This is a genomic window from Hymenobacter mucosus (assembly GCF_900188255.1).
GTDB lineage: Bacteria > Bacteroidota > Bacteroidia > Cytophagales > Hymenobacteraceae > Hymenobacter > Hymenobacter mucosus.
Genome location: NZ_FZNS01000003.1, coordinates 582,447 through 599,885 on the forward strand (window position 1 = coordinate 582,447; position 17,439 = coordinate 599,885).

Below are 17,439 nucleotides of genomic sequence, written 5' to 3' on the forward strand. Positions count from 1 at the left end.
AGGCGCGTAAGCAACAGCCCTACCGGACTACCTTATTGTTCGTAATCTACTTGGGGCAAGGTGTTGGGGTAGCGCTGCTGATGAATAGATGCCACGTGGCGTGCCAGCAGCTCGCGCAGTTCCTCAATGTTTTCGCGCTGAGTGGCCGAAATGAAAATAACTGGGTCGTGCATGCGTGCCATGTACGTTGCCTTAAACTGCTCCAGGGTAGGGCGGGAGGCCGGGGCCTCCTCGTCTTCTTCGGGATTCATGCCCTCGAAGCCACCGTGGTGCTCAATTTCAGCGCCGGGGTTGTACTGGTCAATTTTATTGAAAACTAGTAGCATAGGCTTATCGGCCGCTTCAATATCCTTCAGCGTGTCGTTTACCACGGCAATGTGCTCCTCAAATGAGGGGTGGGAGATATCTACCACATGCACTAGCAGGTCGGCCTCCCGTATTTCATCAAGGGTGCTCTTAAAGCTCTCAATGAGGCGAGTGGGGAGCTTACGGATAAACCCAACCGTGTCGGAAAGCAAGAATGGCACGTGGTCGAGCACCACCTTGCGCACCGTAGAATCGACGGTAGCAAAGAGTTTGTTCTCGGCAAACACGTCGGAGCGGCTCAGCAGATTCATAATGGTGCTTTTGCCTACGTTGGTGTAGCCCACCAGCGCCACGCGCACCACGCCGCCCCGCGACTTGCGCTGGGTGTGGCTTTGCTTGTCGAAATCCTTGAGTTTTTCCTTGAGCAGGTCAATCCGCTCGCGCACTACGCGGCGGTCCGTTTCTATTTCCGTTTCGCCCGGTCCGCGCTGGGCTACACCACCACCCCGCTGTTTGTCCAAGTGAGTCCAGAGGCCTGTGAGGCGAGGCAGCAAGTACTGGTACTGCGCAAGCTCTACCTGCGTGCGGGCCGTGGCCGACTTGGCGCGGCTGGCGAAGATGTCAATAATGAGCAGGGAGCGGTCTACGATCTTAACCTTCAGCTCTGCCTCCAGGTTGCGCAACTGCGAAGGCGAGAGGTCATCATCGAAGATAACCATGCTGGCATCAGTATGCTGCACGTAGGCACTGATTTCGGCTAGCTTGCCCTCACCCACAAACGTGCGGATATCGGGCTTTTCCAGGCGCTGCACAAAGCGCTTGGTAACCGTTACGCCGGCCGTTTCGGCCAGGAAGGCCAGTTCATCAAGGTATTCTTGGGTGCGAGCGTCGGGCTGGCGTTTGTCGGGTACTGCTACCAGTACGGCAGTTTCTACCTCGGGTGCGGTATCGTAGGTGCCGTTATTGTTGGCTTTGGCTAAGATGCGGCCGGCACGGCCTTTCACGCCGTCGGTGGCGCCGGGGTGGCGGGTGCTGTTGCCCGGCTTACGGCCTTTGGAAGTGGGTTTGTTTGCCATAATGGGGAGCTTAAGGTCAGGAGAGCTGGAATGGGCAGGTAGCAGGTGGGCGGCTGCGCAAATCCAGACAATTATTTTAAGGTGAGCGAGTAGGCCACTACTTCCTGAATCTGCTGTTCAGTGAGCTTTTTCTGGAAGCTGGGCATCTTGCCCATCCCGTTGTTCACCATGTACACGCGACCAGTGGCATTGAGGTTACTACGGGTGAGGTCGTGAGCACCGTTTAAACCCAGTTTGCCGTCGAGGCCGTGGCATACAGCACAGTTTTGGGCAAATAAGGTTTTCCCCGCTACTAGGTCTATTTCAGGTTCGGCCGGCGGGGTAGCCATGGCCGCCGCGTCCGTACGAACTGGCTCGGTGGCACCCGCTAAGGTAGCCTGATCGGCGGCAGAAAGCGTGGCTGTACTTTGGGCGGTGGTGTCAACGGGAGGGGCTGCCTCGGGGGTTGCGGTGGCTTCGGCCAAGCCACCGGAGTAAGCGACGCGGGCCGCGGCCGTCGGCGACTGTAGCGCGGGGCTACCCGTTTCAGCTAAGCCATACACATACACAAACCCGAGTAGGGTAATCACTACTCCTGGTTTAAACTGACGGCGCATGGCGGCAATGGCGGTGGGCAGCAGCACCAGTACGAGCCCCAGCTTCAGCCAGAGCCAGCCCGGTATGGTGCTGGGGTAAGACCCCAATAGCACACCACCCGAGAGCAAAATCAGTAGGCCCAGCACCGAATCGACAATGCGGGTGCGGGCCCGTAAGGCCCGTAATTGTTCGTTGCGGCCTAGCAGGAGTAGGCCAGCCTTGAGTGCATAGAAAAGTAGGAAAGCCAGCACAACAACCAAGTGCAGGCGCAGTAGCGTGGTGGAAGCAAACATAGGGTACAAAGGTAGCCCAGGCAGATTGGTAGTGAAGTGCTGGTACGTAAAAACCTAGAACGGTATAAACTCCTCCCATCACCCCACGTAGGAACGCTACCTTTGTGCACTTCATTACTCCGTTGCTTACCTCATCACCCCAGAATGCGCGTCGCTATTGTCATTAATACGAGTTGGAATATCTGGAACTTCCGACGTAGCCTGGTATTGGCCCTGCAAGCTGCTGGGCACGAGGTACTCGCCATTGCTCCCCCCGATGCCTACTCCCAGCGCCTGGAAACCGAGCTGGGCTGCCGCTACGTGCCCATCTTAATGGAAAACAAGGGCACCAATCCTGTAAAGGATGCCCTGCTTACGCGCCGCTTCTACGACATTTACCGGCGCGAGCGGCCCGACGTCGTTTTGCAGTACACCATCAAGCCCAACATTTATGGCACCATAGCGGCTCGGCTGGCTGGTATTCCTAGTGTCAATAACGTGTCGGGCCTGGGCACGGTGTTTATTGTGAAAAACCTGGTGAGCCGGGTGGCTCTGGGACTCTACCGCTTTGCTTTTCGCTTTCCCAAGCGGGTGTTCTTTCAAAACGACGACGACCGGCAGCTGTTCCTGCAAAATGGCCTGGTAGACGCCCGCATCACAGACTTGCTGCCTGGTTCCGGCATCGACACCACGAAGTTTCGGCCTGCCATTGAGTTCACTCGGCATGAGCCGTTTACCTTCCTCATGATTGCGCGCGTGCTTTATGAAAAGGGCGTGGAAGAATACTTTGAGGCGGCTCGTCTGGTGCGGGAAGCCGCGCCCGGTACCCGCGTGCAATTGCTAGGCGGGATTGACGAATCGGGCGGGGTAGGCGTGAAGAGGGCCGTGTTTGAGGAGTGGCTGCGGGCGGGCAATGTAGAGTACTTGGGCACTTCCGACAACGTAGCTGAGCACATTCATAAGGCCGACTGCGTGGTGCTGCCTTCCTACCGCGAAGGCACGCCCAAGACGCTGCTAGAAGCCGCCGCCATGGGCAAGCCCATTGTAACGACTGACGTGCCCGGCTGCCGCGAAACCGTGGTCGATGGTCAGAACGGTCTGCTTTGCGAGGTGCGTAGCGCCACCGATTTGGCCGCGAAAATGGTGCAAGTGCTGCGCCTGCCGGCACCGGCCTTGGCCCAGATGGGGCGGGCCGGCCGCCAACTGGCCGAACAGAAGTTCGACGAGCAAATTGTACTCAATAAATATCTGCAGGTAGTAGCGGAAGTGCAGCCCAAGCGTGCCAGCATAGCCAAAACTGCCTAATTTGCGGCTCGCTAGCCACTCATACCATTAATTGTTGCTACATGGAGTTCAAGTACTTTGATATTCAAGGAGTGGTGGAAGTTCTGCCACGCGTATTCGGTGATGCCCGGGGAGCCTTCTTTGAATCATTCAGCGCCCAGAAGATGACCGAAGCCGGCATCGTGGGAGATTGGGTGCAGGATAACCAGTCGCGCTCCGACCGGGGAGTAGTACGCGGCCTGCACTTCCAAAAGCCTCCGTTTGCCCAGGCAAAGCTGGTGCGCGTTGCTCAGGGCCGGGCCCTGGATGTCATCGTGGATATTCGCAAGGACTCCCCCACGTACGGGCAGCACGTGATGGTAGAGCTAGACGCCCAGCGCTACAACATGCTGTATGTGCCCGTAGGCTTTGCGCACGGCTTCACTGCTTTGGAAGACAACACGCTCTTCCTCTATAAATGCACCAACTATTACGCGCCGCAGTCGGAGGGTGGCCTGCTTTGGAACGACCCCGCTTTGGGAATCAAATGGGGGGTGGAAAATGCCACGGTATCGGCCAAAGACCAGGTGCTGCCAACCCTGGCTCAGCTCGAAAGCCCCTTCTAAGAACACTGCACTGGCTCCCTAGGGGAGTGCTACTCCTAAACAGACAGCGCCCTTACCTTCTAGTAGAGGGTAGGGGCGCTGTCTGTTTAGGAAAAAATGGGTGCGCAGCCTGTGCCCCGCCTTCCAGCATTAGAAATGCTCAAGCAGCGTTTCCAAGCCCATGCCACGCGAGCCTTTAATCAGGATTAGCTGGCCTTGCAGGTGCTGCTCGCGTAGCCAGGTGGCGGCTTCTGCTTTGGTAGGGAAGTAGTGGAAGCCGGGCGCCACAGCGGCGTGTTGCATGTGGCTACCAATGAGAACCACGGTGCCCAATGGTAGCGTTTGCAGGAGTTGCCCCAGAGCGCGGTGCTCAGACTCACTCTCGGCTCCTAGTTCAAACATATCACCCAAGATGACCACCTTGGCGGCAGAAGCACCGGGGCGGGTAGCAAAGCTGTGCAGTGCGGCGCTCATGCTGCTTGGGTTGGCATTGTAGGCATCCAGCACTACCTCGTTGTGGGTGGTGCGCACCAGCTGGGAGCGGTTGTTGGTAGGCGCATAAGAAGCCAACGCCTCGCCAATGCTGTCGTTGGAAACCCCAAAATGAGCCCCCACGGCGGCCGCGGCAGCCAGGTTAGGAAAGTTGTAGCCGCCCGTAATTTGCGCTTCCACAGGGGCGCCCGTAAACAAGCGCAGTACTACGTGCGGAGCCGCACTAAGCAGCTCGGCCGGGTAGGTATCAGTGGGGCCTGGGTACGTGATGCGCTCCGCGACAACGGTGGCCAGCTCCGGCAGGCGGGCGTCAAGGGTATTGACGAAAGCGGTACCGTCCGTTTGTGCTAAGAAGCGGAACAGCTCGCTCTTGCCTCGCGCAATTCCTTCCTCCCCCCCAAAGCCTTCCAAGTGAGCCTTGCCAATGTTGGTGATAAGGCCGTGGGTAGGTTCCGCTAATTGGCAAAGCAGCTCTATTTCGCCTTGGTGGTTGGCCCCCATCTCCACAATGGCTAGCTCATGCTCTGCGGGCTTGATGCTAAGCAGCGTGAGAGGCACCCCAATGTGGTTGTTAAGATTGCCACGGGTGTATTGCACGCGGTAGCGGCGGCATAGCACGGTATATACCAGCTCTTTGGTAGTGGTTTTGCCGTTGGAGCCCGTAATGGCCAGTACTGGAATGCGCAGCTGGCGACGGTGATACTGGGCCAGCTCCTGCAAAGCCAGTAAGGGGTCGGGGGCGTAGGTGTAGCGCTCCGGGTCTTGCGTTGCCAGGGCGTTGTCATCAACCACGGCGTGGCGGGCGCCGGCGGCCAAGGCCTGAGGAGCAAAGTCGCGCCCGCGGAAGCTAGGGCCGTTTAGGGCAAAGAATAAGGTGCCGTCCTGCGGCTGCCGGGAGTCGGTGCTAACGGCGGTGGCGGACCGAAACTGGGCGTAGAGCGCCGCAATGTCTATCATGCTGATTCGTTCGTATCTTAGAAGCTGCGTACCTGAACCATTCTCTTCCCCGTTGCTGATGCGTCAACGTCTCCTGTTTTTAGTAACGGCTGTGCTGGTAGGCAGCGCCACTACCGCCGCGCAGGCGCAATCGGCCTTTGGGTTTGAGTTTCGGGCCGTCGCAAAAGTAGTGCAAGGCACCGACACGTTGCGCAATGCCTGGGCCGGGGGGCTCAACTCTCCACAATTTTCTACCATTGACCTCAACGGCGACCAGCAGCCCGACCTCTACGTGTTCGACCGGGCCCAGAACCGCTCGTTTACCTTTTTGAGCGTGGCTACCGACAATGGCCGCGTTTGGCAGCACGAGCCCATTTACGAAGGCCTGTTTCCGACGGGCCTGCAAGGGTGGGTGCTGCTGCGTGACTACGACTGCGACAACCGCCCCGACTTGTTTACCTATGCTTCCGGCGGCGACATCCGCATTTACCACAATGTGGCCGGGGCCAATGGCTTACCATCCTTTCAACTCGTCACCAATCAGCTTACCTATTTCGATCCGTCGCCTACTATTGGTGGCGACATCAACATCATAACGGGCGGCTACAACATACCCGCCATTCAGGATATCGACGGCGACGGTCGTCTCGACATTTTGACATTTGACTTCGCCTCTACGGCACCGAGCATCTACTACTACCGCAACACCTCCACGGGAGCCTGCGGGGGCTTGCAGTTCAGGGAGGGTAGCAAATTTTGGGGTGGTATTACGGCCTGCTTAAGTGGCTGCACCAGCTTCACCTTCGCCCCCGACCAGTGCCGCCCGGTCCTGCGTCCAAACCACACGGGGGGGTACAACCTCACGGCGCTCGACTTGGATGGGGACGGTGACCAAGATTTGCTGAGTGGGCGCGACAACTGCCCTGAACTGGTAAGCCTGCGCAACGATGGTACCGCCCAGGAGGCACGCATGACCAGCGCCGGCCTCAACCAGAGCTTTCCTACGGGCACTACTGCTGCCCGAGTACCCAACTTCCCCGCCGCCTACTCCGTGGACGTCACGTTTGACGGCCGCCCAGACATAGTAGTCAGCCCGAACCTCTACGACAACGTAGATACCGTTGAGACGCGGCAGTCGGTGGTAGTATACCGCAACACCAGCGCCACTGGAGCCCCCGTGCTGGCGTATCAGCAGAACAATTTTTTGCAGGCAGGCATGATTGATCTGAGCGAGGGCGCCGCTCCTACGTTTGGCGACCTAGACGGCGACGGGTTGGTAGACATGCTAGTGGGGTCTGTGAGCCGCAACAACCCCAAGCAGCACTACCGGGCTGCGCTGAGCTACTACCGCAACGTAGGCACCGCCCGCAAACCCATCTTTTCGTTGGTGACGAACGATTACCTAGGTCTTACCAGCCGGCGTCTAGTTTCGCTAAAACCTGTTCTGGTAGACCTAAACCGCGACGGCGCCCTGGACTTGGTGTACTCCGGCTACCAGCAAGGTGCCACTGCCAACCCCATCACCTACGTGCTGAACACGGCCACTGCTCGCCAGCCAGCAGCATTTAACCTAGCCAGCGCCGGTACCCTTGCCGGAATGCCGGGCCGCGCCTTCGATGCTCCGTGTTTCGCCGATGTGGATGCGGATGGGCTAGTAGACTTGCTGTTGGGTACCAATTCGGTGGATACGCCGGGCCAGTCTTTGCGTTACTACCGTAATACGGGGGCAAACAACATCAGCCAAGCATTTGTACTGATAAATAACGACTACGGCCAGCTGCGCAATAATGCCAACCGGCGGCCGGTTGCCCTGCACCCCACCGTAGCCGATTTTGATGGCGACGGCCAGCCCGATCTGCTGACAGCTGATGCCCTGGGCGAAATTCGGATGTACTCCAACTTCCGGTCGCAGCCCAGCTCCTTTCTAGCCCGCACCGACCTGTTTTACAACGCCCTACTCGGTCAGTATCAGGAAAACCGCTTGGGTACGGCCGCCGTGTTCCGGTACGCCCCCGCCACTGCCGACGTGGATGGTGATGGAGTTCCAGAGCTGTTTCTGGGGTTAGAGGGTGGGGGCATTGTAGCGCTGGCTACCCGCCGCCAAGTGCTCAGCACCAACTCAGCAGCTACCACCCTTCCGCTGCAAGTTTACCCTAACCCTACCACGGGCAGGGCTACGGTAGAAGCCCCGCGCCCTGTGCGAGTTACCGTACTCGATATAACGGGACGTACAGTGCGCCAAGACGATGCATTAAACCGAACGCACACTCTGTCTTTAACTGGCTTGGCGCCTGGCATCTACCTGGTGCGCTGCCAAACCGCCACTGGCGAGCAGGCAATGCAACGCTTGGAAGTGCAATAGGGCATTAGTGATAATCTGATGCCTATAACCAAGCAGCCGGGGCGGTAGTCGCAATTGTAGTGACTACCGCCCCGGCTGCTTGTTTCTATTCTTGGTTATTGCCGTACTGTTGCCGCGCCCAGCTCAAATGGGTCGCCATCCTGCAAGGCGGGAAAACGCTCCCGGAAGGCTTCCAACTCAGAGCGGCGTAGGGCGCGCGTAATGCTGGTTTCCTGATTGCCTACTTCCACCAAGTACTCGCCGCGCATGTCCAGCAAGGCCGAGTCGCCGGCGTAAGAATGGTTATTGCCATCAATGCCCACGCAATTCACGCCCAAGGTGTACGCCAAGTTTTCAATGGCGCGAGCCCGTAGCAGCGTAATCCAGGCGGTGCGGCGAATGGCAGGCCAGTTGGCTACGTACAGCAGTAGGTCGTAGGGCTGGTCAATAGGGTTACGGCTCCAAACCGGAAAGCGTAGGTCGTAGCACACGAGCGGGCAAATGCGCCATCCCCGCCATTCTTCAATGAGGCGCTCGGTGCCCGCGGCGTACACGTTATGCTCACCTGCCATGGTAAACAGGTGACGCTTGTTGTAATAGCTCAAAGAGCCATCGGGGCGCACCCACAGCAGGCGGTTGTAATAGAGGCCATCTTCTTCCACAATAAAGCTTCCCGTCACTACGGCGTCACGTTGGGCTGCTACTCCGCGCATCCACTGCAAGGTAGGACCTTCCATAGGCTCAGCCAGCGCCGCCGCTTCCATGCTGAAGCCAGTAGTGAACATTTCCGGCAGCACAATTAGGTCGGTACGGATGGAAATTTCATCAATGTATCGCCCTAATTCCTGGTGGTTTGCAGCGGGAGAGTGCCATTGCAGGGATGCCTGCACAAAGGAAATGGTGAGATCAGACAAGGCCGTAGTAAGGTTTCGCTTGCGGAATAGGTTGCTGGATGAAGTATAGCAAAAAATGCATTGACAATGCAGGACCACTCCTACAAAGCTACCGTACGGTAGGCCGACAGCTTTATACTGCTTCCCTGTGTACTAACGTAAATCAGCGAATTTATTGCGTAGAGAAGTGCAATTTACTTCTCCTGACTTGGCGTTAGTTGGTAGTCTGCTCTGTTTAGGTTAGGGTACGAAGCCGCTCGGCGGCGGCGTGTAAAGTAGCTTCGCGCTTGGCAAAGCAGAACCGTACAAGGCCATCATCGTGCCCATTGTGGTAGAAGGCCGATACGGGAACTACCGCTACCCCCGCCTGCTGGGTAAGACGCCGGGCAAAGGCAACGTCCGACTCGTTGGCTTGCGCCAGGGCCCGGAAGTTGGCCAGTTGAAAGTAGCCACCCGGCACGGGCAATAACTCGAACCCCGTACCCGTGAGCAACTCCCGAAACAGATCGCGCTTTTGCTGGTAAAAAGCAGGAAGCGAGTCGTACAGGGCGGTAGTGGGCACTACGTCGGCTAGCGCGTGCTGGGTGGGTGTGCTTACGCTGAACGTCACGAACTGGTGCACGCGGCGCAGCTCCGTTGTAAGTGCTGGCGGGGCAATACAGTAGCCCACCTTCCAGCCAGTGGCATGGTACGTCTTACCGAACGACGACAGTACGAAGGCGCGCTCCCGTAGCTCGGGGTGTTGCAGGGTACTGCGGTGAGGCTCCCCATCAAATACCATGTGCTCATACACTTCGTCGCTGAGCACCAGAACGTCTGTATTACGTAGCAACTCGGCCAGCGCATCAAAGTCGGTGCTGGTGAGCACGGCGCCGGTGGGGTTGTTGGGAGTATTGAGCAGAATGAGGCGGGTGCGAGGCGTAATGGCTGCCGCCACTTGGTCCCAATCGGGGTGAAAATCGGGTAGGCGGAGGGGTACATACATGGGTACACCGCCTTGCAGCCGGATGGCCGGGCCGTAAAGGTCGTAGGCTGGCTCTAGCACCAATACCTCGTCGCCGGGGTGTACTACTGCCGCCAGCACGGCATACAATGCCTCCGTAGCACCACTTGTAACCGTAATTTCGGTGGCAGCATCCGGAGCGGGTACGTGGTAGAGGTGGGCCGTTTTTGCGCTGATGGCCTCGCGCAGGCGCAGCAAGCCCGGCATGGGCGCATATTGCTGCTGACCGGAGGTACTAACGTGGCAGGCCAGAGCATCCAGCAACACCTGCGGTGGGTCGTAGTCAGGAAACCCCTGGGCCAGGTTGATGGCCCCGCTTTCCTGAGCCAGTTGGGTCATTACAGAGAAAATACTAGTGCCTACATCGGGCAGCTTGGAGCGGAGAGTCAGGGGAGGCATTGTATGAACCAAGGTAAAAGGCGCGACTCAAAATACGCACCAGCCGCTAAATCGGTGACCCGTTTGGGCCAGACTGCCCATGGAGCCTTGCCTGCGTCTCTGCCGAGGTAAGAACCCAAGTTGCCAGCTGCGGAGCGCGTTCACCCACCACCGCCTCTGCATCAGCCCGGCTAGCCATGAGCCCCCAGAGGGAGCAGATGCACTTGGAATGTAGTGCCCTCATTCACCTTGCTTTCCACCACTATGTGCCCACCATGGCTTTCCACAATCCGATTGACGAGGTAGAGCCCCAGCCCCGAGCCCTCTACGTGGCTGTGGAAACGCCGAAATAGCTGGAACATTTGGCTGCCGAAACGTTCTAAATCAATGCCCAAGCCATTGTCCTGAACCAGCAGCACGGGGTGGCCCTCCTCCAGGCGTGTGCTCAAGTGGATGCGGAGCCGCCGCTTGGGCGCAGCATATTTTAGGGCGTTGCTGATGAGGTTGTACAGGACGCTTTGCAGGTTGGGCCGCACAAATTCTACCACGGGTACGGCAGTAAAGTCGGTGGTGACGATGGCGCGGGCCGAGTTCAGGGGTTCCTCAATGCTCAAGAGTACTTCTTGGGTAAGCTGGGCGAGGTTGACAAGCTCGGCCGTGAGACCCCGCCGCATCTTCTGCACCTGCACCAGCTCAGACAGATCGTGAATAGTAGCGTAAATCTGGTGCAGGCACTTGTCGAACATGGCTACCAGCTTCACCGCGTCGGGGTCGCGGAAATAGGCTGTACGCGTGAGCTCCTCAAAAATGCCCGCCATGTTATTGATGGGCTGTTTGAGGTCGTGGGAGGCCGTATACACAAAGCTGTCTAGGTCCTGGTTCGTGCGTATCAGCTCGGCGTTCTTCTCTTCTAAGTGCTGCTGTATCCGCTTATAGTCGTCGATGTCGGTAGTCGTGCCAAACCAGCGCACAATGGCTCCCGAGGCATCGCGTAGGGGTTGGGCCCGGTGCAAGTACCAGCGGTAGAGGCCCGTGGGTACGTGGCGCAAGCTGTTTTCCATATCCAGCACTTGGCCGGTGCTCATGCTCTGCTCAAATAGCTGCTGGGTGTAGGCCACCTGCTCGGGGCGCAGCAAGTGAAGCCAGCCTTCACGGAGTGTATCTTCTACGGGCACGCCAGTAGCCAACGACCATCGGGAGTTAAGGTAGTCGAGCTGGCCATCGGGGCGGGCGGTCCACACAATGGCCGGTACCGACTCGGCCAAGAAGCGGAACTGCTCTTCGCTACGTCGCAACTCGTCGCTGAGAAGGCGCTGCTCGTGTATGTCGGTGATGGAGCCGTACCACCGCTGCACGCTACCCGTCTCGTCGAGGGCGGGTACCAACCGCCCCAAATGCCAGCGGTATTCGCCATCGTGGCGGCGGAGGCGGAGTTCTTGGGTGTGCACTTGGCCAGTAGTAGCAGCGTGGGCAAGCAGGGCACGGAGGGCCCGCTGGTCTTCGGCTGTTAGCGCAAGCTGCCAGCACCGGTTACGGTCGGCAAGCGTTTGGCCCGTGTAGTCAAACCACTGGCGGCTGAGGTATTCTACGCTACCGTTAGGGGCCGTCACTACCGTAATCTGGGGCAAGGAATCCGTCATCAGGCGCATCTTCACATCCATCGCCTCGGCCCGGCGGTTTGCCAAGGCCCGGTCGGTGATGTCAACGGCAAAGACGAGAATACCATGGACGGTACCCGCTTCGTTGAACAGGGGCTGGCATACAAAGTCGAAGTAGTAAATGCGTCGCTTGCCGTTGATAGGGGTAAGTACCTGCACTGGGCGCTCATGGCCTGCCACCCGCTGGCCGGTAGCATACACTTGGTCGAGCAGCTCAAGTAGGCCTTGGCGCGCTAAGGCCGAGTAAGCCGTGCGCGCAGACTGACCCAGCTGAAACTGTTTGCCGAGCAGCTTGCGAAAGTTGCTGTTCGCAAACCCAATCACGTGCTCGGGCCCGAGCAGGGTTGCAATGTAGGCGGGTACTTCGCCCATGATGTACTGCAACTGCCGGTCCTTCTCTTCGAGCACCAACTGGGTACGCTTCTGGTCATCAATGTTGGTGCAGGTACAAAACCATTGTTCAATGTGCCCATCGGTGCCACGCACGGGGCAGGCTTGGGCCAAAAACCAGCGGTATTGGCCGTGCTGGTCCCGAATGCGAAACTCAGCCTCATAGTCATTGCCGGTGGCTAGGGCCTGCTGCCATCCTTGGGTAGCGCCCACCTGGTCGTCGGGGTGTAGCAGGTGGGTCCAGGTGAAGTTGGGCGGGGGCGTGGTAAAGTCAATGCCCGTGTATTCCTGCCACCGCTGGTTGAAGTAGGTAGCCTGTCCCGTTTGATTAACAGCCCACACCAACTGCGGAATGAAGTTAGCCAGTACCTGAAAGCGGGCTAAGCTCTGGCGCAGATCGCGCTTGGTGCGGTGGGTTTGCGTAACATCTTGCATAGCCCCCAGCATCCGGTAGGGTTGGCCCTGGGCGTCCCGCATGATATAAAACCGGTCAACTACTTCGGCCCAGGAGCCATCGGCCCGGCGCATGCGGTATTCCCCAGTGGCCGCGGTGTCGGTGCCCGTCAGCAAAATCTGGAGGTAGTTCTCCAGAGCGGGTTGGTCGTCAGGATGTAGGCAGGAGCGCCAGAAGTCAATGGTACTGTTTTCGGGGGTGACGGGGTAACCGAAGAGAGTAGTGAACAGCTCATTACGCCAAATGCGGCCCGTGCGCATGTCGTAGTCCCAAATGGCATCGTGGGTGGCGCGGGCCAGCAGTGTAAACCCCTCGTGGCTAATGCGCTCCTGCTGTTCGGCCCGGCGCTGCTCCGTAACGTCGAGGCAGCGGCACAGCACGTAGCGCAAGCTGCCGTCGGGCGCTGCTACGGGGCGCAGCGTCAGTTGCCAGAAGCGGCCGGCAAGTCCATTGTCGGTGCCGGGTAAAGCCGGCTGAGTTTCCAGCACCCGCACCTTGCGTTGTTCTACTACCTCCTGCACGGCTTGCTCCCACTCCGGATGGTGTAAGAAGGCGGCGGGGCCAGCGTCCAGCACTTGAGTTATAGGTTGGCCCAGCACTTCAGGGCCCACGCCACCCAGCAGTACGCGCATGCTGTCGTTGTAAGCTACCAGGGTGAGTCCCTCCGGCTGAAGCACAAGGTGGGGAGATGGCAGCGAATCAAACAGCAGCTGAAAATCGACTTGCTCAGCAGACATGATGGGATAGGAAAAAGAGCGGGGAGCAGCAATATAGGTTGCCTATGGGCAGGAGTACGATGCGCGTAAAAACGACGTCCGAAAAAATACAGATTTCAAACGATACTTGTGGCTTTGGCACAACGCCATGTCTGTTTGAGGGCCACATAAGTCCAATCCATACTGTACAAGACAGTACGAGCGAAGCGGCAAGAAAAAGCCCGGACAACATGCATTGCCCGGGCTTTTTCTTGCCGCTCTGTTGGGTGCGCTAGGCTATAGCGGGTTCTTGAGTAACTGCGGAAACTTGTGGCGAAACTTCTCCACCTTGGGGGTCGATACGCTGCTGACGTAGGGCTCAAAGGGGTGCAGGCGGTAGTAGCCCTGGTGGTAGCCCTCGGCGGGCCAAAACCTGGTGAAAGCCACCACCTGCGTTACGATAGGGTTGGCGTACTGCTTGGAAGCATTGACGCGCTTGATGGCGGCCTCAATCTCCTGCTTTTCCTGAGGGGTGCGGTAAAATGCTACGGAGCGGTACTGGGTGCCCGCATCGGGTCCCTGGCGGTTGAGGGTTGTGGGGTCGTGGCCGGCGCGCAAGAACACGTCAACCAGCGTAGCAAAGCTGATTTGCTTGGGGTCGTAGTAAATCTCAATAGATTCGGCGTGGCCAGTTTGGCCGCTACCCACCTGCTCGTAGGTTGGGTTGGCTTCCTTGCCGCCGCTGTAGCCCGATACCACTTCCTTCACCCCTTTCACTTCTTCAAAAATTTCTTCTGTGCACCAGAAGCACCCCCCGGCAAAAGTGGCTACGGCCAATCCGTTGAGACTAGTAGGAGCCTTGCCCGCCGTCGAGCGGCTCATTGATTGGGCGTCGGCGGGGCGTTCTTGGGTGCAAGCCACGAGGGTGAACAAGAAGCCCACCAAGTAAAATTTTAGTTGTTGCATGATGCGTGTAAAAGCGTGTGCGAGATATACGACAACCCGACCGGTACGGACGTAGGGTACCAGCCGGTAAGTCAGCTAGAACCACAACACTTGCCGACGCCGTAGCGTTGCATCGGGCCGGACGGTTTAGTTCTTGCTTTCGGGCCCGCTGGGCAGTTTATTCGTTCAGATTCCTCGTGCTATTGCCTTCTGCCGTGTCCTCTACTCTTCGCCGCTGGTTGCTGCCCACCCTCGCCTGTTTGCCTGCTTGGGTAGCGCAGGCCCAAACCATTCTGCCCACGCTCAGCCAGACGCCTGCCTCCCTGCCTTGGTATGAGGTGAAGACCCCGCATTTTCGGGTGCTGTATCCGGCGGGGTTTGGGCCCACTGCCCAACGCACGGCGCAGCGACTAGAGCAAGTATACGGTCCGGCCAGTGCCTCCCTGGAGCTGCCGCCCCGGCCTGTTTCGGTGGTGCTGCAAAGCCAGAATACCATCGGCAATGGGTTTGTAACGCTACTGCCGCGTCACTCCGAATTTTACACATCCTTCCCCCAAGACCCCTACCTCACCGGTACTATTGATTGGCTGGACCAGCTGAGTGTGCACGAGTACCGCCACGTGGTGCAGTACGAGAAGGCCCGGCAGGGTAGTGGGCGGCTGGCGTACGCCCTGGGTGGGTACGGAGGCGTGGGGTTGCTGTCTTTGGGCGTACCCGACTGGTTTGCGGAGGGCGATGCCGTAGGTACCGAAACGGCGCTAACCCGCAGCGGCCGGGGGCGCATTCCCAACTTCGATAGTGGGCTGCGCGCCAACCTGCTGGCCGGGCGCTACTTCTCCTACAGTAAGGCAGTAGCCGGCTCCTTTCGCGACAACGTACCCAACCACTATGTGCTAGGGTATTTTTTAACTACCCGCCTGAAGCGCACGGCTGGCCCCACCGTTTGGAGCGAAGTGCTGCGGCGCTACTATGGTTTCCCGGCTTATCCCTTCTCGTTTTCCGATAAACTGCGCCGAACCACTAGCCTTCGGGTAGACGACCTCTACCGCCAAACCATGCAGGAACTGGACAGCACGTGGCGGGCCGAACAGAGCCGCCTGGAGCTAACGCCTGCTACCGATTTTGCCGTGCAGGCCAGCCAGCGGGTGTTTACTGAGTACCAGTACCCCCAGTACCTTTCGGATAGCACGGTGCTAGCCGTAAAAAGTGGCTTTGGCCACATCCCGCAACTAGTAACGCTGAGCCGCCGGGGAGCCGAGCGCCGCGTGCATCAATTTGGTCTCTGGAACAATCCCGAAATGCTGTCGGTGGGTGGGGGCAAAGCCGCATGGGTTGAGTTTCGCTACGACCCAAGGTGGCGGCAGCGCGTGTACTCCGAAGTACGAGTGCTAGACCTGCGTACGGGGCGGCTTACGCGGCCCGGCCGCCGCACCCGCTACGCCGCGGTCGTGTTGTCGCCAGATGGTAGGCACCTGCTTGCGGCCACCACCGATACGCGCTACCACCACCGCCTAGAAGTGCTGGATGCTACAACCGGGGCCGTTGTGCGCACGTTCGCCAATCCTGATAATTACCACTACCTCCATCCTCGTTGGGGCGCCGATGGCCGTAGCCTTGTAGCCGTGCGCCTAGAGCCAGCCGGTAAATCCTTGGTGCTGCTTGATGCGGAAACGGGTACGGCACGGACCCTGTTGCCCGCCGCCAACGACAACCTCTCGCACCCCCAGCCCTGGGGCTCATACGTTCTGTTCAATTCCCCGCGCTCCGGCATCGACAATGTATATGCCGTGCATATTACAACCGGGGAAGTGCGCCAAGTGACGTCGCGGCCGGTGGGTGCCTACCACGCGGCCATATCGCCCGATGGGCAACGCCTTGCCTTCCATGAGTTCCGGGCCCAGGGTAGTCGGGTAGTAGAAACACCCCTACAACCTGCCCAGTGGCGCCCCGTTCCCGCTACGGCGGGCACCCCCGATCGGTATGCCGCTGCGCTGGCCCGGCAAGAGCCTGGAGCGGCTACCGTAGGGCCCGTATTGCCAGCTGCCCCTGATTCTACGGCCAGTCCCGCCTTTCCTGCTACCCGCTACCGACGCTTGCCCCATGCTCTCAATGCCTATAGTTGGGGGTTAGTACAAAGCCCTAGCGGCAATAGCTTGGCCTTAGGCGTGCGGGCCCAGGATGTGCTCAGCACCACGCAAGTACTGGCCGGGGCTGAGTTTGATGCCACCGAAAGAACAGGCCGCGTTTTTGCCGATGCAAGCTACCAAGGCTTGTGGCCGGTGCTGGATGTAGGCGTAGCGTATGGGCAGCGCCGTACAAGTATACCCGTGAGCAACGTGGGCTACCAGCAAGATACGTGGCAATACACTCGCCTCACGGCGGGCGCCCGTCTGCCGTTGGTGTTCACGCAGTCTCGCATGCAGCAGGCCCTAACGGTAGCGGGTTATTACCAGTTGGAGCAAGCCCACGGCTACGATCTACCGGTGCGCTATTTGTCAGAGGTGGGGCTCAATAGCCTGCACGTGCTCACGGGCAGCGTGGCGTATTCCCGTACCCTAAAACAGAGCCGCCGAGACGTGGGGCCGCGCTGGGGCCAAACCGTGAGCTTGGTGTGGCGCGGAACGCCTTTCGGTAGTGGGCTTGAAGCCGAGCAATGGGCCGCCCAAGGGAGTGTATACCTGCCGGGTGTGGGGCGCCACCACAGCATCCGGCTGCGTGGGGGCTATCAGCAGCAGGATCAAGACCAGTATCAGTTTGGGGCTGCCATCTTTTACCCCCGAGGGCTGAGCTACCTTAGCCTCGACCAGCTCACCAGTGCTAGCGCCGAATACCGCCTGCCCCTGGCCGATGTGCACTGGGAACTGGGCCGCTGGCTGTACATCCAACGCGTAAAAGGTGCCGCTTTCTACGACCATGTGTGGGGGAACAGCCAGATCCGGCGTACGCCCACCAGCCCCTTAGAAACCATCCGCCCCAGCTACTACTCCACCGGCCTCGACCTCTCCTTCGTGTTCAATCCCTTGCGCTTGCGCACGCCCTTAGAATTAGGCGTACGCACCTTCTACAATTCGCAGCGCCAGGCTTTGGATGTGCAAGGATTGGTGCTCAACGTCGGGTTCTAACAAGGCTCCGTCAACCCCCTGAAAGAACCGCGCC

General features: G+C 58.9%; 11 protein-coding genes. 4 read left to right on the plus strand and 7 right to left on the minus strand.

Features of this window, described 5'->3' with window-relative positions; genetic code table 11:
- Nucleotides 1-32 precede the first annotated feature (32 nt).
- A complete protein-coding gene (hflX, locus tag CHB83_RS09715; RefSeq protein ID WP_089332482.1) occupies nucleotides 33-1,382 on the minus strand; it encodes a GTPase HflX in 1,350 nt (449 codons plus the stop codon).
- Nucleotides 1,383-1,453: 71 nt separating this feature from the next.
- Nucleotides 1,454-2,251, minus strand: coding sequence for a c-type cytochrome (locus CHB83_RS09720; protein ID WP_089332483.1), 798 nt, complete (start codon nucleotides 2,249-2,251; stop codon nucleotides 1,454-1,456).
- A gap of 144 nt (nucleotides 2,252-2,395) precedes the next feature.
- On the opposite strand from CHB83_RS09720, the gene CHB83_RS09725 reads away from it, so the two are divergent.
- Nucleotides 2,396-3,535, plus strand: coding sequence for a glycosyltransferase family 4 protein (locus tag CHB83_RS09725; RefSeq protein WP_089332484.1), 1,140 nt, complete (start codon nucleotides 2,396-2,398; stop codon nucleotides 3,533-3,535).
- A gap of 41 nt (nucleotides 3,536-3,576) precedes the next feature.
- Nucleotides 3,577-4,119: a dTDP-4-dehydrorhamnose 3,5-epimerase gene (gene rfbC, locus CHB83_RS09730; protein WP_045689978.1), complete on the plus strand. Its 543-nt coding sequence runs from the start codon at nucleotides 3,577-3,579 to the stop codon at nucleotides 4,117-4,119.
- A 129-nt stretch (nucleotides 4,120-4,248) separates the two neighbouring features.
- Here the strand turns inward: rfbC and CHB83_RS09735 are convergent, their stop codons facing one another.
- Nucleotides 4,249-5,547, minus strand: coding sequence for a UDP-N-acetylmuramoyl-tripeptide--D-alanyl-D-alanine ligase (locus CHB83_RS09735; protein ID WP_089332485.1), 1,299 nt, complete (start codon nucleotides 5,545-5,547; stop codon nucleotides 4,249-4,251).
- A 58-nt stretch (nucleotides 5,548-5,605) separates the two neighbouring features.
- On the opposite strand from CHB83_RS09735, the gene CHB83_RS09740 reads away from it, so the two are divergent.
- Nucleotides 5,606-7,888, plus strand: coding sequence for an FG-GAP-like repeat-containing protein (locus tag CHB83_RS09740; RefSeq protein WP_179225501.1), 2,283 nt, complete (start codon nucleotides 5,606-5,608; stop codon nucleotides 7,886-7,888).
- A gap of 95 nt (nucleotides 7,889-7,983) precedes the next feature.
- Here CHB83_RS09740 and CHB83_RS09745 read toward each other — a convergent pair whose 3' ends face one another.
- From CHB83_RS09745 to msrA, 4 genes are all read right to left on the minus strand, one after another.
- Nucleotides 7,984-8,781, minus strand: coding sequence for an amidohydrolase (locus CHB83_RS09745; protein ID WP_045689980.1), 798 nt, complete (start codon nucleotides 8,779-8,781; stop codon nucleotides 7,984-7,986).
- Between the two features lie 214 nt (nucleotides 8,782-8,995).
- The gene (locus CHB83_RS09750) at nucleotides 8,996-10,162 is read right to left on the minus strand and encodes a methionine aminotransferase (RefSeq protein ID WP_089332487.1); all 1,167 of its coding nucleotides are present in this window, start codon (nucleotides 10,160-10,162) and stop codon (nucleotides 8,996-8,998) included.
- Between the two features lie 170 nt (nucleotides 10,163-10,332).
- A complete protein-coding gene (locus CHB83_RS09755) occupies nucleotides 10,333-13,380 on the minus strand; it encodes a PAS domain-containing protein (protein WP_089332488.1) in 3,048 nt (1,015 codons plus the stop codon).
- 255 nt (nucleotides 13,381-13,635) lie between these two features.
- Nucleotides 13,636-14,304, minus strand: coding sequence for a peptide-methionine (S)-S-oxide reductase MsrA (msrA, locus tag CHB83_RS09760; RefSeq protein WP_089332489.1), 669 nt, complete (start codon nucleotides 14,302-14,304; stop codon nucleotides 13,636-13,638).
- Between the two features lie 194 nt (nucleotides 14,305-14,498).
- Here msrA and CHB83_RS09765 point away from each other — a divergent pair, with 194 nt between their 5' ends.
- A complete protein-coding gene (locus CHB83_RS09765) occupies nucleotides 14,499-17,405 on the plus strand; it encodes a hypothetical protein (RefSeq protein WP_245855315.1) in 2,907 nt (968 codons plus the stop codon).
- The last annotated feature ends 34 nt before the right edge of the window (nucleotides 17,406-17,439 follow it).